Origin of the sequence: Xanthomonas campestris pv. phormiicola, assembly GCA_025666215.1 — a bacterium.
GTDB lineage: Bacteria > Pseudomonadota > Gammaproteobacteria > Xanthomonadales > Xanthomonadaceae > Xanthomonas_A > Xanthomonas_A campestris_A.
Genome location: CP102593.1, coordinates 695001 through 719206 on the forward strand (window position 1 = coordinate 695001; position 24206 = coordinate 719206).

The 24206-nt window shown below is 66.1% G+C and carries 14 protein-coding genes, 2 tRNA genes and 2 rRNA genes; 13 read left to right on the top strand and 5 right to left on the bottom strand.

Annotated features, from left to right (window positions below; genetic code table 11):
• The first annotated feature begins 50 nt into the window (after positions 1-50).
• The 5 genes from NRY95_02865 (at position 51) to NRY95_02885 (ending at position 5229) form a co-directional block, all read left to right on the top strand.
• Positions 51-126, top strand: a tRNA-Ala gene (locus NRY95_02865).
• A 76-nt stretch (positions 127-202) separates the two neighbouring features.
• Positions 203-279: transfer RNA gene (locus NRY95_02870), tRNA-Ile, on the top strand.
• A gap of 226 nt (positions 280-505) precedes the next feature.
• Positions 506-3385 (top strand): 23S ribosomal RNA (locus NRY95_02875).
• Positions 3386-3553: 168 nt separating this feature from the next.
• Positions 3554-3668: ribosomal RNA gene (gene rrf, locus NRY95_02880) — 5S ribosomal RNA — on the top strand.
• A 493-nt stretch (positions 3669-4161) separates the two neighbouring features.
• Positions 4162-5229, top strand: a complete 1068-nt coding sequence (locus tag NRY95_02885) for an NAD(P)-dependent alcohol dehydrogenase (protein UYC16935.1) — start codon at positions 4162-4164, stop codon at positions 5227-5229.
• A gap of 360 nt (positions 5230-5589) precedes the next feature.
• Here NRY95_02885 and NRY95_02890 read toward each other — a convergent pair whose 3' ends face one another.
• Positions 5590-7320: a M28 family metallopeptidase gene (locus NRY95_02890; GenBank protein ID UYC16936.1), complete on the bottom strand. Its 1731-nt coding sequence runs from the start codon at positions 7318-7320 to the stop codon at positions 5590-5592.
• A gap of 84 nt (positions 7321-7404) precedes the next feature.
• A complete protein-coding gene (locus tag NRY95_02895) occupies positions 7405-8067 on the bottom strand; it encodes a hypothetical protein (GenBank protein UYC16937.1) in 663 nt (220 codons plus the stop codon).
• 194 nt (positions 8068-8261) lie between these two features.
• Between NRY95_02895 and NRY95_02900 the strand changes: the two genes are divergently transcribed.
• Positions 8262-9482, top strand: coding sequence for a peptidoglycan DD-metalloendopeptidase family protein (locus NRY95_02900; GenBank protein ID UYC18480.1), 1221 nt, complete (start codon positions 8262-8264; stop codon positions 9480-9482).
• 105 nt (positions 9483-9587) lie between these two features.
• On the top strand, positions 9588-11078 hold the full coding sequence (locus tag NRY95_02905) for a S41 family peptidase (protein UYC16938.1): 1491 nt from the start codon (positions 9588-9590) through the stop codon (positions 11076-11078).
• 176 nt (positions 11079-11254) lie between these two features.
• Here NRY95_02905 and NRY95_02910 read toward each other — a convergent pair whose 3' ends face one another.
• The 3 genes from NRY95_02910 to NRY95_02920 are packed head-to-tail and all read right to left on the bottom strand — an operon-like array spanning position 11255 to position 13302.
• Positions 11255-12244: a D-2-hydroxyacid dehydrogenase family protein gene (locus NRY95_02910; GenBank protein ID UYC16939.1), complete on the bottom strand. Its 990-nt coding sequence runs from the start codon at positions 12242-12244 to the stop codon at positions 11255-11257.
• A 4-nt stretch (positions 12245-12248) separates the two neighbouring features.
• Positions 12249-12569, bottom strand: a complete 321-nt coding sequence (locus tag NRY95_02915; protein ID UYC16940.1) for a DUF1820 family protein — start codon at positions 12567-12569, stop codon at positions 12249-12251.
• A gap of 40 nt (positions 12570-12609) precedes the next feature.
• Entirely contained in the window at positions 12610-13302 is a 693-nt protein-coding gene (locus tag NRY95_02920) for a rhomboid family intramembrane serine protease (GenBank protein UYC16941.1), read from the bottom strand.
• Between the two features lie 232 nt (positions 13303-13534).
• Between NRY95_02920 and NRY95_02925 the strand changes: the two genes are divergently transcribed.
• From NRY95_02925 to NRY95_02950, 6 genes are all read left to right on the top strand, one after another.
• Positions 13535-14872, top strand: a complete 1338-nt coding sequence (locus tag NRY95_02925; protein ID UYC16942.1) for an outer membrane protein transport protein — start codon at positions 13535-13537, stop codon at positions 14870-14872.
• 632 nt (positions 14873-15504) lie between these two features.
• Positions 15505-18477: a TonB-dependent receptor gene (locus NRY95_02930; protein UYC16943.1), complete on the top strand. Its 2973-nt coding sequence runs from the start codon at positions 15505-15507 to the stop codon at positions 18475-18477.
• Between the two features lie 70 nt (positions 18478-18547).
• Entirely contained in the window at positions 18548-20419 is a 1872-nt protein-coding gene (locus NRY95_02935; protein ID UYC16944.1) for a beta-galactosidase, read from the top strand.
• 70 nt (positions 20420-20489) lie between these two features.
• Positions 20490-21863, top strand: coding sequence for an APC family permease (locus NRY95_02940; GenBank protein ID UYC16945.1), 1374 nt, complete (start codon positions 20490-20492; stop codon positions 21861-21863).
• Positions 21860-22786, top strand: a complete 927-nt coding sequence (locus NRY95_02945) for a carbohydrate kinase family protein (protein ID UYC18481.1) — start codon at positions 21860-21862, stop codon at positions 22784-22786. The genes NRY95_02940 and NRY95_02945 overlap by 4 nt, the downstream gene beginning before the upstream one ends.
• Positions 22767-24179, top strand: a complete 1413-nt coding sequence (locus tag NRY95_02950) for a 6-phospho-beta-glucosidase (GenBank protein UYC16946.1) — start codon at positions 22767-22769, stop codon at positions 24177-24179. The genes NRY95_02945 and NRY95_02950 overlap by 20 nt, the downstream gene beginning before the upstream one ends.
• Positions 24180-24206 lie beyond the last annotated feature (27 nt).

Consider the following 24206-nt stretch of genomic DNA (forward strand, 5'->3'; position numbering starts at 1 on the left):
AGTCACCTGCATTCAGAGAGTTCCGCCACAGGGCGGGGCACCCCGATTTCGGGGCCATAGCTCAGCTGGGAGAGCACCTGCTTTGCAAGCAGGGGGTCGTCGGTTCGATCCCGACTGGCTCCACCAGATTTGCAGATCCCTCTGCAAACGCCCGCACCTGCGTGTGCGGACTGTCTAAGGGAGCTGCAAGAGCAAAGACTTTGGGTCTGTAGCTCAGGTGGTTAGAGCGCACCCCTGATAAGGGTGAGGTCGGTGGTTCGAGTCCTCCCAGACCCACCACTCTGAATGTATGAGCACACTAAGAATTTAAGATGCGCCAGCACTGAGGCTGGGGTATGTTCTTTTAAAATTTGTGACGTAGCGAGCGTTTGAGATCAAACTATCTTGACGTGTCGTTGTGGCTAAGGCGGGGACTTCGAGTCCCTAGAAATTGAGTCGTTATAGTTCGCGTCCGGGCGTTGTACCCCCGGACTCAGCATGACCTCGAGGCAACTTGAGGTTATATGGTCAAGCGAATAAGCGCACACGGTGGATGCCTTGGCGGTCAGAGGCGATGAAGGACGTGGCAGCCTGCGAAAAGTGTCGGGGAGCTGGCAACAAGCTTTGATCCGGCAATGTCCGAATGGGGAAACCCACTGCTTCGGCAGTATCCTGCAGTGAATACATAGCTGCTGGAAGCGAACCCGGTGAACTGAAATATCTAAGTAACCGGAGGAAAAGAAATCAACCGAGATTCCCTAAGTAGTGACGAGCGAACGGGGACTAGCCCTTAAGCTGGTATGGTTCTAGAAAAACAACCTGGAAAGGTTGGCCATAGAAGGTGACAGCCCTGTATTTAAAAGGGCCATTCCAGTGAAGACGAGTAGGGCGGGGCACGTGAAACCCTGTCTGAATATGGGGGGACCATCCTCCAAGGCTAAATACTCCTGACCGACCGATAGTGAACCAGTACCGTGAGGGAAAGGCGAAAAGAACCCCGGAGAGGGGAGTGAAATAGATCCTGAAACCGTGTGCGTACAAGCAGTAGGAGCTCGCAAGAGTGACTGCGTACCTTTTGTATAATGGGTCAGCGACTTACTGTTCGTGGCAAGCTTAACCGTATAGGGGAGGCGAAGGGAAACCGAGTCTGATAAGGGCGCATAGTCGCGGGCAGTAGACCCGAAACCGGGTGATCTAGTCATGCCCAGGGTGAAGGTCAGGTAACACTGACTGGAGGCCCGAACCCACTCCCGTTGCAAAGGTAGGGGATGAGGTGTGATTAGGAGTGAAAAGCTAATCGAACCCGGAGATAGCTGGTTCTCCTCGAAAGCTATTTAGGTAGCGCCTCGGACGAATACTGCTGGGGGTAGAGCACTGTTATGGCTAGGGGGTCATCGCGACTTACCAAACCATTGCAAACTCCGAATACCAGTACGTACTATCCGGGAGACACACGGCGGGTGCTAACGTCCGTCGTGAAAAGGGAAACAACCCAGACCCACAGCTAAGGTCCCAAATTCACTGCTAAGTGGAAAACGATGTGGAAAGGCACAGACAGCCAGGAGGTTGGCTTAGAAGCAGCCACCCTTTAAAGAAAGCGTAATAGCTCACTGGTCGAGTCGGTCTGCGCGGAAGATTTAACGGGGCTAAGCAGTGAACCGAAGCTTGGGGTGCATCGCGATAAGCGATGCGCGGTAGAGGAGCGTTCCGTAAGCCGTTGAAGGTGGATTGAGAAGTCTGCTGGAGGTATCGGAAGTGCGAATGCTGACATGAGTAACGATAATGCGGGTGAAAAACCCGCACGCCGAAAGCCCAAGGTTTCCTTGCGCAACGTTAATCGGCGCAGGGTGAGTCGGCCCCTAAGGCGAGGGCGAAAGCCGTAGTCGATGGGAAGCAGGTTAATATTCCTGCACCTCGCGTAAGTGCGATGGAGGGACGGAGAAGGTTAGGTGTACCGGGCGTTGGTTGTCCCGGGGAAAGGCGGTAGGTTTGGATCTTTGGCAAATCCGGGATCCTTTAAGACCGAGCACCGAGACGAGTCTTTTAGACGAAGTCACTGATACCACGCTTCCAGGAAAAGCTCCTAAGCTTCAGCTTACGCAGACCGTACCGTAAACCGACACAGGTGGGTAGGATGAGAATTCTCAGGCGCTTGAGAGAACTCGGGTGAAGGAACTAGGCAACATGGCACCGTAACTTCGGGAGAAGGTGCACCCTTTTTGGTGGCTCATGCGAGCTAGAGCTGAAGAGGGTCGCAGAAACCAGGCCGCTGCGACTGTTTATCAAAAACACAGCACTCTGCAAACACGAAAGTGGACGTATAGGGTGTGACGCCTGCCCGGTGCTGGAAGGTTAATTGATGGGGTCAGCCGCAAGGCGAAGCTCTTGATCGAAGCCCCAGTAAACGGCGGCCGTAACTATAACGGTCCTAAGGTAGCGAAATTCCTTGTCGGGTAAGTTCCGACCTGCACGAATGGCGTAACGACAGCGGCGCTGTCTCCACCCGAGACTCAGTGAAATTGAAATCGCTGTGAAGATGCAGCGTTCCCGTGGCAAGACGGAAAGACCCCGTGAACCTTTACTATAGCTTTACACTGAACGTTGAGTTCGTCTGTGTAGGATAGGTGGGAGGCTATGAAACTGTGGCGCTAGCTGCAGGGGAGCCATCCTTGAAATACCACCCTGTCGTGCTTGACGTTCTAACCTAGGTCCGTAATCCGGATCGGGGACCGTGTATGGTGGGTAGTTTGACTGGGGCGGTCTCCTCCTAAAGAGTAACGGAGGAGCACGAAGGTACGCTCAGCGCGGTCGGACATCGCGCACTGTGTGCAAAGGCATAAGCGTGCTTGACTGCAAGATCGACGGATCAAGCAGGTACGAAAGTAGGTCTTAGTGATCCGGTGGTTCTGTATGGAAGGGCCATCGCTCAACGGATAAAAGGTACTCCGGGGATAACAGGCTGATACCGCCCAAGAGTTCATATCGACGGCGGTGTTTGGCACCTCGATGTCGGCTCATCACATCCTGGGGCTGTAGTCGGTCCCAAGGGTATGGCTGTTCGCCATTTAAAGTGGTACGCGAGCTGGGTTCAGAACGTCGTGAGACAGTTCGGTCCCTATCTGCCATGGGCGTTGGAAGTTTGAGAGGGGCTGCTCCTAGTACGAGAGGACCGGAGTGGACGAACCTCTGGTGTTCCGGTTGTCACGCCAGTGGCATTGCCGGGTAGCTATGTTCGGAAGCGATAACCGCTGAAAGCATCTAAGCGGGAAGCGCGCCTCAAGATGAGACTTCCCGGGGCACAAGCCCCCTTAAGGAACCATGTAGACTACGTGGTTGATAGGTCAGGTGTGTAAGTGCAGCAATGCATTGAGCTAACTGATACTAATGATCCGTGCGGCTTGACCATATAACCTCAAGGTGCTTCCAGGCATCCCTTAGCACGACACACGTCGATGGCTATCCAAACGTTCGCTACGTCACACCCTATGAGAGGCTGGCGCCAGGTGCCGTCCTTCCCACACCGCACTTCCGTGCGCTGTCCGAAGACGCATCGCGGCGACACTCCAACCGTCTCCCTGGTGAAATTAGCGCTGTGGAACCACCCGATCCCATCCCGAACTCGGAAGTGAAACGCAGCTGCGCCGATGGTAGTGTGGCTCAAGCCATGCGAGAGTAGGTCATCGCCAGGGGCTTTACCCCAAATCCCCGTCCCACAAGGACGGGGATTTTTTATTGGCCGAAAAAAAAGCCGCAACAACCTCAGTCCCGCTCCGCGCTCACCGCGCTCCCGTCGTGGCTGACCGTCTTCAGAGGCGCCCTTGTGTTGTTGCGCACGCTTCCGGCTCGATCGCACAGGTCCGATCCGTGCGCGTTACGCGTCTAACCCGCGCTTGGGGCTCAGGTCTTCCATTGCTGCTGGGGGGCGGGGGGCCAGATCGATCTGGCCCGCTCGCTCGACGCTGGCTCACGATGCCGATACAAGCGATCCCGTGACGGCGCACCCGCTTCGTCAGCCCGCGCGTCGGGATGGTTCGCTCCGTTGCATCGACGATGCGTGCTTTTAATGCCTCGCGGCTTAGACTTTTCGTCTGTTGCGCCAGCCGCTATCGACATGCGCTGTCGGCTCCGACGACATCGGAGTCCTGCAAGCCTTCCCTTCCCCCGTCACGAGAGAACTCTCCCATGAGCCAAGCCAATGGATACGCCGCACTGGCGTCCGATCAGCCGCTGACCCCCTACGCATTCGAGCGCCGCGCGACCGGGCCGCAGGATGTCAGCATCGAGATCCTCTACTGCGGTGTCTGCCATTCCGACCTGCATACGGCACGCAACGAATGGCAGAACACCCAATATCCGTCCGTGCCGGGACATGAAATCGTCGGGCGCGTGACGGCGGTCGGCGACCAGGTCGAGGCCTTCAAGGTCGGCGACCTGGCCGGCGTCGGGTGCATGGTCGATAGCTGCCGGCATTGCGCGTCCTGTGCGGACGGCGAAGAGCAGTATTGCGAAAACGGTTTCGTGGGCACCTATAACGGCCCGATGTTCGGTGGCGAGAATACCTATGGCGGTTACTCCGACCATATCGTGGTCGACCAGAAGTACGTGCTGCAGATCCGCCATGCCGAACAGGACCTCGCCGCGGTGGCGCCGCTGCTGTGCGCCGGCATCACCACCTATTCGCCGCTGAATCGCTGGAAGGTGGGGCCGGGCAAGAAGGTCGGCATCGTCGGCCTGGGCGGTCTGGGCCATATGGGCGTGAAGATCGCGCACGCCATGGGGGCGCATGTGGTGCTGTTCACGACCTCGGCGAACAAGAAGCACGACGCCTTGCGTCTGGGCGCCGACGAAGTGGTGGTGTCCAAGCTGCCGCAGGAGATGGCGGCGCACACCAACAGCTTCGACTTCATCCTCAATACCGTCGCGGCCTCGCACGATCTGGACGCGTTCCTGACCTTGCTCAAGCGCGACGGCACGATGACCCTGGTCGGCGCTCCGGCCGAACCGCATCCGTCGCCGACGGTGTTCAACCTGATCATGAAGCGTCGGCAATTGGCCGGCTCGCTGATCGGCGGCATCCGCGAGACCCAGGAGATGCTCGATTTCTGCGCCAAGCACGGCATCGTGTCGGACATCGAGACGATCGAGATGGCGCAGATCAACGAGGCCTACGAGCGCATGCTCAAGGGCGACGTGAAGTACCGCTTCGTCATCGACATGGCCAGCCTGGAAAAAGCCAAACAGGCCGCCTGACGCAGCGGCATGGCTGGCCGCGCAACGCCGCGGTCGGCCCATGCGCCAGATGCGAAACGTTCGACGACGCGCCTGGACACGCGAGTGCCCAGGCGTTTTCGTGCGGATCATGGGCCATGACCTCGCGTTGGAGCGGTTTGCGTCCCGGTGGTTACAGGCAACGAAACGCGTAGAGGCGGCTCGGGGGGAACCCCTGGACCCTCAGTTGCAACAGCCCATGTCGGAAACGCCCGTCGCGGCTAAAGCCGCTCTTACAGGAACGCGCTGGCTCACGCGCCAGCGGCGATGGAGAAGAGTTCGAAACGACAACGGCGCCGCAGCGCCGTTGTCGTGACCGTCGCCAAGCAGCGCGTCAGCCGATCATCTGCCCGGCGTCGCCGCCGCCGACTTGACGCCGCCCATCATGCTGTCGCGGGCCGCCTTGAACGGATTGTCCTGGTACCAGTTCGGCCACGTGTCGCCTGCTGCCAGTTCCTTGCCGACGCCATAGACGGCCTGCAGGTCGTCCATCACCCCATCGAGCTTCCAGGTGGCCGGATCGTACTGGTCGGCCGGCGTGTGGTAGCGGTGCTTGCCGTAGTCCTCGGCAGCGCGCTTGCCGGCATCGATGCCGCCATCGACCAGGTCTTCGCCGCCATCGATGTACAGCGCCGGCACGCCGGCCTTGGCGAAGTTGAAGTGATCGGAACGGAAGTAGAAGCCGCTCTGCGGCGAGGACTCGGCATGCAGCACGCGGCCCTGCGCGGCGGCGATCGGCTTGAGCAGGTCTTCCAGCTCGGAGCTGCCGAACCCGTTGACCACCAGGTCCTTGGCGCGGCCGGCGACCGGCATCGCGTCGAGGTTGATGACGCCGGCGATCTTGTTCAACGGGAAGGTCGGGTGGGCGACGTAGTACTTGGAACCGAGCAGCCCCGACTCTTCCAGCGTCACCGCCAGGAACACCACCGAGCGCTCCGGCTTGGGCTGCTGGTGCACGAACGCGTCGGCGATCTCGAGGATGCCGGCGACGCCGGTCGCGTTGTCGACCGCGCCGTTGTAGATGTTGTCGCCGCTCTCGCCCTCGTGCTTGCCCAGGTGATCCCAGTGCGCCATGTACAGCACCGCTTCGTCGGCACGGCTGCCGCCGGGAAGCACGCCGACCACGTTGCGCGATTTCTTCTCGGAGATCGTGCTCTTCAGGTCCAGCGACAGCTTGGCCTTCAGCGGCACCGGTTTGAAGCCGCGCTTGCTCGCGTCCTTGTAGGCCTGGTCCAGGTCCAGCCCGGCGTCGGCGAACAGCTGCTTGGCGGCCTGCGCGGTGATCCAGCCCTGCGCCGGGATGCGCGGTTCCGGGTCGTCCTTGGCCGGCAGGTCGTACTGCGCGCCGGACCAGGAATTCTTCACCACGTCCCAGCCGTAGCTGGCGCCGGGGGTGTCGTGCACGATCAGTGCGGCGGCCGCGCCCTTGCGCGCGGCTTCCTCGAACTTGTAGGTCCAGCGCCCGTAATAGGTCATGCGCTTGCCTTCGAACAGCGCGCCGTCCTGGGTGTGGAAGCCGGGGTCGTTGACGAACATCACCACCGTCTTGCCCTTCCAGTCCTGGTCCGCGTAGTCGTTCCACTTCTGCTCGGGCGCGTCCACGCCGTAGCCGACGAACACCATGTCGCTGGCGTCGATCTTGACTTCGGTCTGGCCGGTGCGGGTGCCGATCACCATGTCGGTGCCGAATTTCAGTTCGCGCGGCTTGCCGTTCTGCTCCAGCTTCAGCGTGGTGTTCGGATCGGCCGTGGTCTCGGTCATCGCCACGTCCTGGAACCAGCTGTCGCCGTTGCCCGGCTGCAGGCCGATGCGCTGCATCTGGTCGCGGATGTAGGCGACGGTCTTGTCCTCGCCGGCGGTGCCCGGGCCGCGGCCTTCGAACGTGTCCGAGGACAGGGTCTTGACCAGTTCGCCGAAGTCGGCCGGCGTGATCTCGGGAGAAAAGGCGTGGCCCGCGGCGGCCACAGGAGCGGGTGCGGGCGACGCGGCATCGGCGGCCGGGGCCGGGGCCTCGCGCTTGCACGCGGTCAGCGCGGCCGCGGCGGCCAGGCACAGCACAAGCTTGCGGGACATGGGGGCTCCTGGGGTATGAGGAATCCCGATTCTATAGGCAAGTCCCGCGCGCGCGCCGCCGGCAGTGCGGACGACGCGGCCGGATCAATTCTCCGGCGCGGTGTCGCCGTCGAACGGCTGCGCGGTGGCGCCGCTGATCGGGCCGGTCTTCGCGCTGCGGTGCACGTACAGGGTCACTTCGCGTTCGAAATGCAGCGGACCGTCGATCACCGCGCGCGGGCCGATGATGATGCGTGGCTTGCGTGCCGGCTTGAACGACATGCTGAAGCTCGGCTTCTTGATCTCGATGCCGCCGCCGAGGTGCGAGTCGTGGCCGACGGTGATGTCGCCGTTGACCGTCTCGATGCCGCCTCCCAACTGCGTGGCGACCAGGCCGATGCTGCCGTTGACGCTCTCCACGCCGCCGCCGATGCGGCCGCCGCGATCGACGAAGATGCCGCCATTGACCGTCTCGATGGAATCGGAAATCTGCACCTGCTGGCCCACGTGGATGCCGCCGTTGACCGTGGACAGGCCTCCGGTCTGCGCGTTGTCGGCGATCTTGAGGCTGCCGTTGACGGTTTCCACATCGCCGACAGTGGCGCCGGATTCGACGCTGATGCCGCCGTTCACGGTTTCCAGGTCACCGTACTGCTTGCCGGATTCGGCGGTGATACTGCCGTTGACCTTGCTGATGCCTTCTGCCGCCAGGGCGGGGCCGGCTGCCAGGGCCAGCGCCAACAGGATCGCTACATGCGTACGCTTCATCACCCACCTCCGGGACGCCGGCCAGTCGCGGCACCACTTGTGCGGCGATCACAACACGCTTCGCTACAATCCGCACCTGCCTGAAGTCATTGGATCAGCCCTTGCCCGCAACCGCCTTCGCTTCGTTGCGCCCTGCCTCGCCTGCCGCGCTGGGGCGGCGCCTGCGTGCGCCTGGGCAGACGGCAACCAGGTGGCTGGCGGGGACGGTGCTGCTGCTGATCGCGACCGTGGCGCTGGCGCAGAACCCGCGCGAGGCCGAGCGCCGCCTGGAGAAGGTGCGTGGCGAACTGAAGAGCGTGGCCGAGGAGCGGCGCCAGCTGGAAGGCAAGCGCGGCGATGCCGCGCGCCAGCTGCGCGAGGCCGACGAGAAGGTGGCCAGCACCGGGCGCAGCCTGGCGCAGACCCAGCAGGCGCTGCAGCAACACCAGCAGACCCTGGCCGAACTGGAACGCAAGCGCGACACGCTGCGCAACGGCCTGGTGCGGCAGCGCGCCGAGCTGGCGCAGCTGCTGCGCGCGGCCTATGCGATCGGCGGCAATGCACCATTGAAGCTGCTGCTGGCGCAGGACCGGGTGGCCGACGCCAACCGCCTGCTGGCCTATCACCGCTATCTGCAGCGCGAGCGCGCGCAGCGGATCGCCGCACTGACCCATGAGTTGCAGGCGCTGCAACAGGTGCAGCGCGAGGTGGCGGCAAAACAGCAACAGCTCAGCGCAGCGCAGCGCCAGCAGCAGGAACAGGCAGCGGCGCTGCAGCGCGATCGCAAGCAGCGCGCCAGCCTGGTATCCGAACTGGACGAGCGCTACCAGGACCGCAGCGAGCGCGAGAAGGCGCTGGGCCAGGACGCCAAGGCGCTGGAGACGTTGCTGGCCAATCTGCGTGCGGCGGCGGCGCGGGCCGAGGCCGAGCGGCGTGCGGCCGCCAGGCGCGCGGCGGCCGAGCAGGCCGCGCAGGCCAAGGCCGCAGCGAAGAATCCGTCGCGCGGCGGCAGCAAGGTGCCGCCCAAGGTGGTGGCCTCGGCGCCGGCGCTGAAGGTCGGCGGCCTGGGCTGGCCGTTGTCCGGCGACCTGATCGCGCGCTACGGCGGCAAGCTGCCCGATGGGCGCACCAGCAACGGCGTGCTGATCGCCGCGCCGGCCGGCAGCACCATCACCGCGGTGGCCGACGGCACGGTGGTGTTCTCCGACTGGATGACCGGGTACGGCATGATCCTGATCGTGGACCACGGCAACGGCTACATGAGCCTGTACGCGCACAACGACACGCTGTTGCGCGATCCCGGCGCGCGGGTCAAGCGCGGCGATGCGGTGGCCAAGGTCGGCAATTCCGGCGGGCAAGGGCGCCCGGCACTGTATTTCGAATTGCGCCGCAACGGCCAGCCGGTGGATCCGTCGTCGTGGCTGCAGCGGCGCTGACCACCACCGAGGCCGTGCATTCAACGCGGATTTAGCCCGCTTTCGCGCATAATCCGGACAGCTGCGCCGTAGACGGTGCAGGTCATCCCCCAATCGGAGTGCTTCATGCGCGTAGTTCTGTCCGCTGCCCTGTTGCTTGCTCTGGCGCCGCTGCCGTCGATGGCGCAGAGCGCCGGCGAACAGACGCCCTCGGCCTCCACCGCCAGTGCCGACGATCCGGACGCCACCGAATCGGCCACCTCGCGCGTGCCACTGGACGAGATCCGCCGCTACGTGGCGGTGTACAACGCGGTGAAGGAAGCCTACGTCGATCCGGTCGACGACAAGAAACTGATGCAGTCGGCGATCCGCGGCCTGCTGCTCGACCTGGATCCGCACAGCACCTATTTCAGCAAGGAAGACGCCGAGGCCTTCGACGAACAGGCCACCGGCGCCTACGACGGCATCGGCGTGGAACTGCTGCAGCTGCCGGACAACACGCTCAAGGTGGTGTCGCCGATCGACGACACCCCGGCCGCGCGCGCCGGCGTGCGCTCGGGCGACATCATCGTCGCCATCGACGGCAAGCCGATCAGCGCGGTCAAGGCGATGGAGCCGCTGCGCGGCGAGTCGGGCAGCAAGGTGGTGCTGACCATCGTTCGCGAGAAGGTGGACAAGCCGTTCGACGTGACCCTGACCCGGCAGACCATCCGCGTGGCCAGCGTGCGCAGCCGCATGCTCGAGCCGGGCTACGGCTACATCCGCATCAGCACCTTCCAGGCCGATACCGGCGCGGACTTCCACAAGCAGCTGCAGCAGTTGCAGGCGCAGTCCGGCGGCAAGCTGCGCGGCCTGGTGCTGGACCTGCGCAGCAATCCCGGCGGCCTGTTGACCGCGGCGGTGCAGGTGGCCGACGACCTGCTCGACAAGGGCACCATCGTGACCACGCGCGGGCGCATCTCGGTCAGCGATTCCAAGTTCGACGCCACGCCCGGCGATCTGCTCAACGGTGCGCCGATGGTCGCGCTGGTCGATGCCGGATCGGCCAGCGCCTCGGAAGTGCTGGCCGGTGCGCTGCGCGACAACAAGCGCGCGCGCATCGTCGGCAGCCGCACCTTCGGCAAGGGTTCGGTGCAGACCGTGCTGCCGCTGGACAACGGCGATTCGGTCAAGCTGACCACGGCGCGCTACTACACGCCCAGCGGCAAGTCGATCCAGGCCAGCGGCATCGTGCCGGACGTGGTGCTGCGCCCGGAAGAGAGCAAGGAGGACGCGGACAAGCCGGCCGTGTTGGCCGACTACAGCGAAGCGACGCTGCCCGGCCACCTGCATGGCGACGACGAAGGCGCCGAAGGCTACAGCGCCGGCGACGTGCTGCCCGGCGATGCGCCGATCGTGCAGGCGTTGGCCGAACTGAAGCAGCCCGGCGCGGTCGCCAGGGCCGCTGCGGCCAAGCAGGTCCGACCGAAAGCCAAGCCGGCCGCAGCGCCGGCATCGGCGAAGAAGCCGCCCGCACCGGCGGCTTCCGCGCCGCAGCAGTCGCCGGCCCAGGCCGAGCCCGGCAAGACGACCGAACCGAGCAAGAGCGAACCCGCGCTACCGCCGTCGGGTTCCTGAGCGGGCGACGGCACGGCGCCCTCGCCAGCCGGCGGGTTCGCGCATGCGCGAGCGCGGCAGACGACGATGGCGTCAGGAACCGGGAGCGCGCGCCGCGTGCGTGCGGCACGCGTGGCACGCAAAGGCGGCCATCGGCCACAGCGTGGCCGGCGCCGCCTGCGCCCGCAACATGCGGGTCAGCCCGATGACGTCGCCAGCACCTCGGGGTTGGCCAGGCATTGCGGCGCGCCGGCGGCGAAGGCCAGCAGGTTGTCGAAGGCCGTGCCGAAGTACAGTTCGTAGCTGGCTTGCTCGACATAACCCAGGTGCGGCGTCGCCAGCACCCGCGGGTGGCGCAGCAACGGGTGCTGCGGATTGAGCACCGGTTCGTGCTCGAACACGTCCAGCGCCGCCTGTCCCGGACGCCCGGCGTCCAGCGCCGCCAGCAGCGCGCCGGGCGCGAGCAACTCGGCGCGGCTGGTATTGACCAGCAGCGCGTCGGGCTTCATCCGCAGCAGGTCGTCGAGCACGATCTGGTGCCGGGTCGCGGCGACCAGGCGCCGGTGCAAACTGAGTACGTCGCTGTCGGCGAACAGCGACGCGCGGCTTGCCGCCACCTCGAATCCGTCCGCACGCGCCTGCGCACAGGAACTCTCGCCGCCCCAGATCAGCACGCGCAGGCCGAATGCGCGGCCATACGCGGCCACGCGGCGACCGATCTTGCCGTAGCTCCACACGCCCAGGGTCCGGCCGTGCAGGCTGCGTCCCAGGCGCGCGTCGCCGGTGGCTTGCCAGTGGCCGGCGTGCAATGCATCGCGATAAGCGGGCAGCCGCCGACTGGCCGCCATCACCAGCGCCCAGGTCAGCTCCGCCGGCGCGATCGGTGAGCCGGCCCCCTCGCTCACCGCGATCCCGTGTGCGGTGCATGCGGCCAGGTCGATGTGTGCGCCGATCTTGCCGGTCTGGCTGATCAGGCGCAGGTTCGGCAGCTGCGCCAGCAGCGCGGCATCGATGTGGGTGCGTTCGCGGATCAGCACCAGCGCCTCGGCCGGCGCGGCGCGCGCGACGAAGGCCGCGCGATCGTGCAGTGGCGCGGTCAGTACATCGACGGCGTGCGCCTGCAGGCGCTGAAAGCAGGGCAGCTGCCGGACCGTGTCCTGGTAGTCGTCCGCGATCAGGATCCGCATCGGCTCAGCGCGGTTTGCCCGGCATCGGAAACGGGGTGATCACTTTTTCGCCGGTGGCCGCGTCGCGGATCGCGGACTGGCCCTTCTTGTCCACTTCCTCGATGCGCACGATGCTCTGCATCGGCAGGTGCAGCATCTTGGTGTCGCCGAATTCCTCGCGCAGGCGTTCTTCGGTGGGGTCGACGACCAGGCCGTCGTGCAGGTCGAACACCAGCCCGCCGATCTCGCTGAAGCCCCACAGGTGACTGCTGCCCACATGCTGCGCGTACAGCTCGTACACCTTGCCGTGGTTGAGGAACGTCACTTTGTACAGGGACTTGGCCATGCGCGAAGTATAGAGCGCGCTAGCGCCGCGGCGTGGCGGATCAGAAGCCCTTGCGCTTGCGCAGGCGCCGCGCGATCGCCGCGCGCACGTACAGCCCGTATGCCATGCCCAGGGTGAAGCCGGTCAGGTGCGCGGACCAGGCGACCATGCCGAAGGCCGGGCCGATATAGGCGAACACCACCTGCAGCGCCGCCCAGGTGCCGATCAGCAGCGAGGCCGGCGCGCGCACGAATTCCAGGAACAGCCCCAGCGGCAGCACCACGCCGAGCTTGGCGCGCGGGAACAGCGCCAGGTAGGTGCCGATCAGCGCCGAGACCGCGCCGCTGGCGCCGATGATGACCCGGTCCGGAGTGCCGATCGCGAACACCGCGGCCAGGTTGGAGAGGGCGCCGCCGCCCAGGAACAGCAGCAGGAAGCGCCACGGCCCGAGCACGCGCTCGGCGGGCAGGCCGAAGATCAGCAGGAACACCAGGTTGCCGAGCAGGTGCGACCAGTCCGCATGCAGGAACAGCGCGGTGAACAGCCGCAGCACGCTGCCGTCCTGCACCGTCGCCAGCCAGTCGCGCGGGCTGGCGACGCCGGCCGACAACGCGCCCCAGTCCAGCCACAGCGTGGCGCGGGCCTGGTTGGGGCGGCTGATCGACCACAGGAAGGCCAGCCACATCGCCGCGAACAGCAATGGCGTGGCCCAGCGCAGCGTGGTCCGGTCGCGGGAGGGGATGGAGACGAACATGCCTGTACCGGGAAACTCGGCCCGTAACGATACCGGCTCCGTTCGCCTGAACGCACGCCTACTCCGGGCGAAGCTGAACGGGCGGTATTGTTATTGTTCGGTTAACGCAGAGGCGTATACTGCATACGGCGTCGTATGTCGGGAGGGGACTCCGGCGCGCATTTCCGGCTTGCTCAGCTGGGATGCGCAGACGCGAACACAGACATTTTCGTCTTCCGGAGAGTAACAAGCCATGCAAAACGCAACCCAGTTCGTCCGCTTCACCGCCCTGGCCGTCGGCATCGTCGGCGCCCTGACCATCGGTCAGGCGCACGGCGCCGCGTTCCAGCTCAAGGAAAACAGCGCCAAGGGCCTGGGCCGCGCCTTCGCAGGCTCCGGCAGCGCGCCCGGCGACGCCTCGATCATCGCCAACAACCCGGCCGGCATGCGCCAGCTCGACGGCAAGGTGTTCCAGGCCGACGTCAGCGCCATCCAGTTCGCGGCCAAGTACCATGGCACCGGCACCTACGCCACCGGCTCGGCGATCTCCGGCGGCAACGGCGGCGATGCCGGTACGATCGCGCCGGTCCCGGCGGTCTACTTCCACTTGCCGTTCGGCGAGAACAACAACATGCACTTCGGCACCTCGCTGACCGTGCCGTACGGCTTCAAGACCGAATACGACCGCGACTGGGTCGGCCGCTACAACGGCGTCAAGACCGAGCTGCAGGCGATCGACTTGAACCTGGCGTTCTCCTACGACGTGAACCCGTACGTGTCGTTCGGCGCGTCGGTGTTCGCCGAGCGCCTGGACATCGATCTGTCCAACGCCATCGATCTGGGCAGCGTCCTGGCTGCGCGCCGGGTGCCGGGCTTCGCCCCGGGCAGCGCCGACGGCTACTCGCGCATCAAGGGCAACAGCACCGATATCGGCTACACCCTGGGCGGCCTGTTCAGCATCGACGAGAACACCCACATCGGCTTCAGCTACCGGTCCAAGGTCGAGCACAAGATCACCGACGGCAGCGCCGACTTCACCACGCCGGCCAACGCCGCCACCGTGCTGGCCGTCGCTGCGCCGGGCACCTTCGTCGACACCAAGGGCCGCGCCACGGTCACGCTGCCGGCCAGCGCGACCGCCAGCTTCACCCACACCATCAACGAGCAGTGGACGGTGATGGCCGACGTCAGCCGCACCGCCTGGAGCAAGTTCGACCAGGTGACGGTGGACTTCGCCAACAACCAGCCCGACAGCGTGCTGAACTTCGCCTACAACGACACCACCTTCGTCTCGATCGGTGCCGACTACCGCATGAGCGACACGCTGACCCTGCGTGGCGGCCTGGCCTACGACGAAACCCCGACCAGCAACGAGCACCGCGACGTGCGCGTGCCCGACGCGAGCCGCAAGTGGGTCTCGCTGGGTCTGAGCTGGCGTCCGTCCGAGCAGGCCGAGTACAGCTTTGGCTATACCCACCTGTTCACCAGCGATCCGAGCATCAACTCGACCACCGCGACCGGCAACACCCTGATCGGCAGCTACGACGTCAGCGGCAACGTGCTGGCGGCGTCGGTCAACTACAAGTTCTGATCGAGCGCTTGCGCGACGGTGTCGCGGTGCAGGCCGCGAGCAAGCAGAGCCCCGCTTCGGCGGGGCTTTTTTTGTGCGCGTTTCCCTGTCGGGGATGCGGCTTCGCGCATGTCGCCGCGAATGCTTGACAGACATCCCACCCGGGCGTAGAAGGCTTGTGAAGCCGATGGGGATGTGACATCGGCATGCGGCCACGGCAGTCATGCCGTCGCCATCCGGCCTGCTGTCGTCGAATGGGAGAGGTTGGCAATGCACCACCACGAATCGACCCCTTCGTCCTGCGCTGCAACGCCGCTTTTTTCCTGTGCCGCGCCTTCGGCACTGGCTGCCGTCCGCGTTTCCCGAGGCGAGCCGGCATGACCGTTCGCCACAAGCTGAGTGCCCTGCGCTCACGCGACAAGTGCGTCGCCGGCTACTCGCCGCCTCGACGCCAATCGTGCATCGCGGTCTGATCTGACCGACGCGCTCGCGTTTGTTTCCCGTGTCCCGTTGCCCGTGCGCGCTCGCTTTTGCGCGCAGCGCCGCAGTGCGCGCGCCATGCATTCGCCTTGCGTCCGGTCGGTCCCAACGACATCCGGGTTGCCGACATGCGTCGCGCCCGGTGCATGGCACTTTTGGCGAGGGGAAGCATCATGTGCAATGGCAAGCGTTCGAACGGCAAGATCCTGGTTGAGGCGATCCTGGCGGTACTGGGGGCGAGCGCCGCATTGACGGCGGTGGCGGGGACGGTGACCGGTCAGGTCAGCGTGCAAGGCGGCAAACCCGCCGCGAACGCGCGGGTCGGCATCGCCGGGACCGCGTATGGCGCGGTGACCGATGCCAATGGGCATTTCGCCATCGCCGATGTGCCGGCGGGGCAATACGCGCTGGAATCGAGCTATCCGGGTTTCAGCGCGGCGCAGACCAGCTTCGAGGTGAGCGACACCGGCACCACCGCGCTCACCGTCGCGCTGGACGAGGTCAAGCAGCTGAAGAACATCACCGTCGTCGCCAACCGCTACGACGCCAGCAACCTGAAGATGAATGCCGTGAACACGGTGGACGTGCTGTCCGCCAACGACCTGCAGCACACCGCGGTGCACAACGTCGCCGAGGCGCTGGGGCTGATCTCGGGCATCAACATCACCACCACCGGCTCGGGCTATTTCGGCGGCGTGGACGGCGCGGCGCGCGGCGAGGGCATGTTCGCGTCGGTGCGCGGTTTGCCGTCGGAGTACAACGTCAACCTGATCGACGGCGTCACCGTCGCGCAGGGCATGCCGTATAGCCGCAGCGTGCAGCTCAGCCTGTTGCCGCCGTCGGGATTGCAGACCATCGTGGTCAACAAGACCTCCACCGCCGACATGGACGGCGATGCGATCGGCGGCACCATCGACTTCCGCACGCCCACCGCGTTCGATTTCAAGCAGACCACCAGCGGCAGCGTGACCGGCAGCGGCCGCCTGGAGAGCCGTGCGCGCGACTACGGCGGCGACGGCCTGGGCGGCGGCCTGGCCGGCGAGTTCCAGCACAAGTTCGGCGACGAACAGCAGTTCGGTTTCTACGCCAGCGCCTACTACGACTACCGCACTTCGACCAACAGCGAGGTCGCCGCGGCGACCAGCGCGCTCAACGACGGCTCGTGGGAATTCCTGCACACCGATGCCGACGGCGGCAACGCCGCCGGCTATGATCCGCAGCACAACCTGACCAGCACCGGCATGAACGTGGGCGTGGTCGCCGGCTGGGAACGCCGCTACGGCGGCAACGCCTCGTTCGACTGGCAGGTCGACGACAGCCTGTCGCTGTACGCGCGCGCCACCTACGCCTACGCCAAGACCGACCAGGGCACCACCTTCGTGCAACTGCTGCCGCAGGACGTGACCTATGTGCCGAGCGCGACCGCAGGCGTCTACACGCCCAACATCGGCCGCATCGCCTCGCGCTTCTGGTACGAGACCAATCCGGAAATCGCCGACCTGGCGACGTTCCAGATCGGCGCGCGCAAGACCTCCGGCGGCTGGACCTTCATGCCGAACCTGTTCTACAGCTTCGGCGACAACGACCGTCCCAACCATGTCGAGATCGACGGCCGCGAGGACAAGTTCTCGCAGACCAACTACGCCTACTCGGGCAGCTCGCTGGTGCGCTACGGCAGCGGCGCGTTCCCGTATCCGCAACTGACTCCGGCGCTGCTGGCGCAGGTCAACAATATCCCGTCGCTGTACGCCAGCAGCTACGGCGAACTGACCAAGATCTATTCCGGGCAGAAGAAGGGCGGCGCCAAGTTCGACGTGCGCTACGACTTCGAGGACGGCGCGCTGTCGGCGCTGCAGTTCGGGGTGAAGTACAGCAAGAGCTCGCGCAATTTCAGCAACCGCGACTGGTGGACCGGCGGCGTCGCCGACACCAGCACGCTGGGCGATCTGGGCATCTTCAACGGCAACTACAGTGCGATCTTTCCCGGCAAGTATCCCTGGGTCACGCCCAAGGTCAGCGAGACCGCGGTCAGCAACGTCATCTACAGCCATCTGCGCGACGACGACCTGGACAGCTGCGGCAAGGCGTATTACGTCAACAACTGGAACTGCAACACGATGCGCGGCACCGAGGCGGTCGCCGCGGCCTATGCCATGGCGACCTTCTCGCTCGGCAACCTGGAAATCGTGCCGGGCGTGCGCTTCGAGCACAGCAGCATCCACAACACGTTCTGGGTGACGCCGTCCGATGCCGACGGCAACGAAACAGTCGGCTATTTCGACAGCAACCACACCGCCTACGACGAACCGTTGCCGAGCGTGTTCCTGACCTGGCGCCCCGACGCCCGCACCGCCTACCGCGCCTCGCTGTGGACCAGCTATACCCGGCCTGCGTTCGTGCAGTTGGGCGGTGGCAGCAATATCAGCATTTCCTCCAACGGAGTGACCACGATCACCCAGGGCAACCCGGACCTGAAACCGATCGAAGCGACCAACCTGGACCTGTCCGGGGAATGGTCGACCGAACACGGCGGCTTCTTCTCGGTCGCCGGCTTCTACAAGCGCCTGCGCCACTACATCTACGATGCCGGCTCCGGCCAGGCCAATCCCGACACCAGCGGCAGCGGCACGGTGTTCTATGCGATGCCGACCAATGGCGGCGACGGCCGCGTCTACGGCCTGGAGGTCAGCGCACGCCAGCGCTTCCAGGATCTGCCCGAACCGCTGAACGGCCTGGGCGTGAGTTTCAACGCCACCCGCCAGCATGCGCGCGCCGACCTGGGCATGGACGGTTTCGAGAACGAGCACATGCAGTCGGCGCCCAATGCCATGGCCAACGTCGAGCTGTTCTACGAACGCGAGCGGTTCTCGGTGAACCTGAGCTACCACTTCAGCAGCTCGTACCTGCTCGGTTACGACTATCTGCACCAGGGCGCGACCTGGGACGACCTGTGGGCGCGCCCGACCCGGCGCGTGGACCTGCATGCCGGCTACCACTTCGACAACGGCCTGAGCCTGGACCTGTCGATCTCCAACCTGACCAAGGAGTACAGCTACTGGGCGCACGTGGGCCGCAGCGATCTGGCGGTCTCGGACATCGTCGATGCCGGCATGACCACGTTGCTGACCGCCAAGTACGCGTTCTAGCCAGTTCTCCGCGGGATCGGGGCGATGCAGGTCTGCATCGCCCCGTGCCGCGCTGCCCACGGAGACTTCGATGAAACGTCGCCATTTTTGTTTGCTGAGTGTGCTGGCGCCGCTCGGGATGGCGGCCGCGCCAGCGGGTGCCGTCGCCACGGCCGTCGCGCCCGAACCGGATGGACGCCCGCATGCGTTCGGTTTCGCGCAAGGGCAGTTCGTGCTCGACGGCCAGCCGTGGCAGATCCGCAGCGGCGAGATGCATCCGCTGCGCATTCCGCGCGAATACTGGTTGCAGCGGATCCGCATGGCCAAGGCGATGGGCCTGAACACCATCGCGCTGTATCTGATGTGGAACGCGCTGGAATCGGAACCGGGCGTGTTCGACCTGGCCAGCGATCGCCGCGATTTCGTCGCCTTCATCCGCCTGTGCGCGCAGGAAGGCATGTGGGTCTATCTGCGGCCAGGTCCCTACGTCTGCGCCGAGTGGACGCTCGGCGGCCTGCCCGCCTATCTGTTGCGCGAACCCGGCATGCGCCTGCGCGACGCCGGCGATGCGCGTTACATGGCCGCAGTGCGCCGCTACATCGCGGCGGTGGCGCCGCGCATCGCGCCGTTGCTGGCGGCGGCCGGCGGGCCGGTGCTGATGCTGCAGATCGAAAACGAGTATTCGATGTTCGGCGCCGACGTCGGCTACCTGCAGGCGTTGCGCGCGCTGTGGCAGGAGCACGGCATCGACGGGCCGTTCGCGGTCGCCGACGGCATGAAGGACCTGCGCCGGCGCAAGGCGTACCTGCCCGGCGCGGCGCTGGGCCTGGACGGTGCCGACCTGGCCGATCTGGAGCACGGCCGCGCGTTCGCCGGCGACGCGCCAGTGTGGGTGGCCGAGGGCTATCCGGGCTGGTTGACGCACTGGGGCGAAGCGGGCTTCGCGCGGCGCGACTACCTGCCGACGCTGCGCCGGCTGCTCGCGCATGGCCATTCGTTCAATCTCTACGTGGTGCATGGCGGCAGCAACTTCGGCCTGAGCGCCGGCGCCAATGCCGACGACGACGGCTCCAACTTCCAGCCGGCGTTGACCAGCTACGACTACGGCGCGCCGATCGACGAGCGCGGCGCGGCGACGCCGGCGTACTGGGCGATGCGCGACGCGATCGCCGCGTCTGTGCCGCAGCGCTTGCCGCAGCCGCCGGCGGCACCGCCACGTGCGACCTTCGCGCCGACGCTGGCGCTGCCCTATGCGTCCTTGTGGGACAACCTGCCCGCGGCGCCGGTCGCGACCGTGGCGCCGGCCGGCAACGAGCTCCTGTTCGGCCAGGACCAGGGACTGGTGCTGTATCGCCGCCGCATCGGGCCCGGCGCGCAGCTGCGCGTGGACGGCGTGCACGACTACGCGGTGGTGCATGTCGACGGCGAGGAAGTGGGGCATGTGTCGCGGGTTCGGCACCGCACCTTGCATTCCTCGGCGCAGCTGACCCTGCCGCCGACGCAGCAAGCGCAGCGCACGCTGGAGATCCTGGTCGACAGCTTCGGCCATGTGAACTTCGGTCCGGCGCTGGGCGATGCCAAAGGGCTGCTCGGCGACGTGCGGCTGCACGGCACGCCGCTGCAGGACTGGCAGGCGTCTCCGATCGCACTGGGCGCCGCCTGGATCGAGGCGCTGCAGCCGCTGCGCGCGCCGACATCGCGGCCGGGACTGTTCTTCCGTGCGGAGATCGTGGTCCAGACGCCTGGCGACGCCTACCTGGACATGCACGAATGGGACAAGGGTTATGTGTGGGTCAACGGCCAGTTGCTCGGCCGCTACTGGCGCATCGGGCCGCAGCAATGCCTGTACTGCCCGGGACCGTGGCTGCGGCCGGGCCGCAACGAGGTGCTGGTGTTCGATCTGCATCGCACCCGCGCCGCCGCGATCCGCTGTGCGGACGCGTTGCAAGGAACGCGCGCGTGAGCCTGCGCCGCACACCGCCCGACCGTCTCCATCCGATCCGCTGCGTCGCACCGGCGACAAGGGAGTCTGCATGCTGCTGACCACGCCCGATGCGGCGCGCCACGATGCCGAGCACGTGCCGCCACGCGCGATCGGATTCTGGGGTGGACTGTCCGCGAACCTGCTGAACATGGTCGGCATCGGCCCGTTCATCACCATCCCGTTGGCGTTGTCGGCGCTGGCCGGACCGATGGTGTTGCTGGGCTGGGTGGCCGGCGCGCTGCTGTGCCTGTGCGACGGCCTGGTCTGGGCCGAACTGGGCTCGGCGATTCCCAAATCCGGCGGGCCGTACCACTACCTGCGCGAGGCCTATGGCCGCGACCGCCTGGGCAGCCTGTTCGGGTTTCTGTACCTGTGGCAGACGCTGCTGACCGCGCCGCTGTCGATCGGCGCGGCGGCGGTCGGGTTCACCCAGTACTTGGCGTTTCTGGTGCCAGGGTTGGCGCCGTGGCAACTGACCGCGATCGCGGCGGCGCTGTGCCTGTTCAACACCGCCTTGCTGTACCGCGAAGTGCGCTCGGTGCAGGTGCTGTCGCTGCTGGTCACCGCCGCGGTGGTGGCGGCGGTGGTGTGGATCGTGGCCAGCGGCCTGCTGCATTTCGACATGGCGATCGCGCAGCGTTTCCTGCACGCGGGGACGGACTCGCCGCATGGCTTCTGGCTCGGCTTCGGCGTGGTGGCGCTGATCGCGGTGTACGACTACGGCGGCTACAACAACGTGTGCATGCTCGGCGGCGAGATCCGCCAGCCGCGGCGCAACATCCCGCTGGCGGTGCTGTGTTCGATCCCGATCGTGGCGGCGCTGTACCTGGGCCTGAACGTGGCCATCCTCGGCGTGCTGCCGTGGCAGCAGGCGGCGCAGTCCAGGGCGGTGGTGGCCGACTTCATGCAGGCGATCTACGGGCATGTCGGCAGCACCATCGCGGTGGCGCTGATCATGCTGGCCAGCTGGGGCTCGGCGCTGGTGGTGCTGCTCGGCTATTCGCGGGTGCCGTACGCGGCGGCGGCCGAGGGGCAGTTCTTCCGGGTGTTCGCGCGGCTGCATCCGCGCGGGCGCTTCCCGACCGTGTCGCTGCTGTTCGTCGGCGCGACCTCGGCGCTGGCCTGCCTGCTGTCGCTGGACGACCTGATCGCCACGCTGATGGTCATCCAGATCATGTTCCAGTTCATGGCGCAGTGCCTGGGGGTGGTGTTGCTGCGGCGGCAGGTGCAGCGTCCGCCGGAGGCGTTCTCGATGCCGCTGTATCCGTGGCCGCTGTGGGTGAGCGTGGCCGGCTGGCTGTACATCCTGGCCACCAGCCAGGGCCGCCATCTGCTCGCGGCGGTCGTGGCGTTGTGTGTGGGCACGGCGCTGTTCCTGATTCAAGCCAGGAGGCAGGGCACATGGCCTTGGATAGCGCGATGAGCGCATGCGACGTCGCCGTGGTCGGCGAGATCTACGCCGATCACATCCTCAGCGGGTTCCAGCGCTGGCCGCAGCCGGGCGAGGAAGCCCTAGCCAGCGCCTATCTGCGCGAACTCGGCGGCGGCACCGTCAACACCGCCTGCGGGTTGGCGCGGCTGGGGCGCAGCACGCGGCTGATCGGCCTGATCGGCGAGAGCGACCGGCTGTGGTTCGAACAGCGCCTGGGCCAGTTCCAGGTGCGCAGCGACGGGGTGCGCAGCGACCCGGCCGGCACCGGGATCTCGGTCAGCGTGTCGATGCCCGACGACCGTGCGTTCTTCACCTACCTGGGCGCCAACGCCAAGCTCGATGCGCTGCTCGCGCGCGCCGAGGTGCTGGACGAACTGTGCGCGGCGCGCCATGTGCATTTCGCGATGCCGCTGTCGCGCGCGCTGGCGCAGACGCTGCTGCCGGCGCTGGCTGCGGCCGGCTGCACGACCTCGCTGGACGTGGGCTTCAGCCCGGACTGGCTGAGCGCGCCGCAGAACCTGGCCACCTGCCGCGAGGTGGACTATTTCCTGCCCAACCAGAAAGAGGCCGCGCTGCTCGGCTGCGGCGACGGCGCCGAGGCGTGCCGCCAGTGGGCGCAGACGCTGGGCTTGCGCCATGCGGCGATCAAGCTCGGCGGCGCCGGCGCGATGGCGGTCGATGCGGCCGGCGCGCGCCTGGTGGCCGCGCCCGCGGTGCAGGTGCGCGACACCACCGGCGCCGGCGACGCCTTCGACGCGGGCTTCATCGATGCGCTGCTCGACGGCGCAGGACTCGACGACTGCCTGTGCCGCGCCTGCTTCTGCGGCGCGTCCTGCTGCGCCGCGCTCGGCGCGCTGGACGGCCTCCCCGATTTCGACCAACTGAGGAACCGCAATGACAGCAACGAATCGTAAGATTGCCTTGATCGGCGGCGGCGGGGTGCGCTCGCCACTGGTCGTGTATGGGGTCAACGAGGCGGCCGCGGCACTGGGCGTGGAGGAGATGGTGCTGTACGACCCGGATCCGCAGCGCGTGCAGCTGATGGTCGCGATGGGCCGCGCGGTGGTGAGCGAGTTCGGCGGCGACTTGCGCCTGCGCGCGGCCGATTCGCTGGAGGATGCGATCGAAGGGGCGGACTTCGTGCTCAACAGCATCCGCATCGGCGGCATCGCGCAGCGCGCCGCCGACGAGCGGGTGAGCATCGACCAGGGCTATCCGGGGCAGGAGACCACCGGCCCGGCCGGCGTGGCCATGGCCTTGCGCACCGTGCCGGTGTCGATCGCGCAGGCGCGGCTGGTGGAACAGCTGAGCCCGGATGCGTGGCTGGTCAACTTCACCAATCCGGCCGGACTGATCACCCAGGCGGTGACCACGCACACCCGCGCCAAGATCGTCGGCATCTGCGATACCCCGACCGAACTGTTCCACAACATCGCGCATGCGCTGGGCGCGCACCACGACGCGGTGGAATGCGATTACGTCGGCCTCAATCACCTGGGCTGGGTGCGTGGCGTGCGCCTGCACGGCGAAGAGGTCATCGACCGCCTGCTGCAGGACGACGCGCTGCTGCGCCAGCTGTACTTGGCGCCGCTGTTCGACTTCGACATGATCCGCGAACTGCGGCTGATTCCCAGCGAATACCTGTTCTTCTACTACGAGCGGCGCCGCGCGCTGGCCAATCAGCGCACCCAGGGCGGCAGCCGCGGCGCCGAGATCGAGACCTTGAACCATGCCCTGATCGCCACGCTCGGCAGCCGCCTGCAGGCCGGCGACGGCCACGGCGCGGTGCAGGCCTATGAGGCGTATCTGAACCAGCGCTCGGGCTCGTACATGAAGCTCGAGGCCGAAGGCGGTTCGGCGTTCGATGCCGGGGTCAGCCTGCAGGCCGATCCGTTCCGGGTCAGCACCGGCTACCACCGCATCGCGATCGACGTGATGAGCGCGCTGACCGGCGCGGTGCCGGCGAAGATCGTGGTCAACGTGCGCAACCAGGGCGCGATCGCCGATCTGCCCGACGACGACATCGTGGAGATTTCCTCGCAGATCGACCGCGACCGCATCGTGCCGTGTCCGACCGCGCCGCTGCCCGATGCGGTGCATGGCCTGATCCGCGCGGTGAAGGCCTACGAACGCGCGGCGATCGAGGCGGTACTGTCGGGCAGCCGCCTGACCGCACGCAAGGCGATGCTGATCCATCCGGCGATCGGCGAATGGACGCCGTCGCACGACTTGCTGGAGAGCCTGTTCGGGCACCTCAGCGACGACGGCCAGTGCCTGTGCCAGGGGCCGATGCATTGGCATGGCTGAGTAAAGCGAGTGTGCGGCGACGGACGT

Bases quoted from the DNA above. Each gene is read 5' to 3' on its own strand.
- NRY95_02885 (UYC16935.1), top strand. From the start codon at position 4,162: ATGAGCCAAGCCAATGGATACGCCGCACTGGCGTCCGATCAGCCGCTG.
- NRY95_02890 (UYC16936.1), bottom strand. From the start codon at position 7,320: ATGTCCCGCAAGCTTGTGCTGTGCCTGGCCGCCGCGGCCGCGCTGACC.
- NRY95_02895 (UYC16937.1), bottom strand. From the start codon at position 8,067: ATGAAGCGTACGCATGTAGCGATCCTGTTGGCGCTGGCCCTGGCAGCC.
- NRY95_02905 (UYC16938.1), top strand. From the start codon at position 9,588: ATGCGCGTAGTTCTGTCCGCTGCCCTGTTGCTTGCTCTGGCGCCGCTG.
- NRY95_02910 (UYC16939.1), bottom strand. From the start codon at position 12,244: ATGCGGATCCTGATCGCGGACGACTACCAGGACACGGTCCGGCAGCTG.
- NRY95_02915 (UYC16940.1), bottom strand. From the start codon at position 12,569: ATGGCCAAGTCCCTGTACAAAGTGACGTTCCTCAACCACGGCAAGGTG.
- NRY95_02920 (UYC16941.1), bottom strand. From the start codon at position 13,302: ATGTTCGTCTCCATCCCCTCCCGCGACCGGACCACGCTGCGCTGGGCC.
- NRY95_02925 (UYC16942.1), top strand. From the start codon at position 13,535: ATGCAAAACGCAACCCAGTTCGTCCGCTTCACCGCCCTGGCCGTCGGC.
- NRY95_02930 (UYC16943.1), top strand. From the start codon at position 15,505: ATGTGCAATGGCAAGCGTTCGAACGGCAAGATCCTGGTTGAGGCGATC.
- NRY95_02935 (UYC16944.1), top strand. From the start codon at position 18,548: ATGAAACGTCGCCATTTTTGTTTGCTGAGTGTGCTGGCGCCGCTCGGG.
- NRY95_02940 (UYC16945.1), top strand. From the start codon at position 20,490: ATGCTGCTGACCACGCCCGATGCGGCGCGCCACGATGCCGAGCACGTG.
- NRY95_02945 (UYC18481.1), top strand. From the start codon at position 21,860: ATGAGCGCATGCGACGTCGCCGTGGTCGGCGAGATCTACGCCGATCAC.
- NRY95_02950 (UYC16946.1), top strand. From the start codon at position 22,767: ATGACAGCAACGAATCGTAAGATTGCCTTGATCGGCGGCGGCGGGGTG.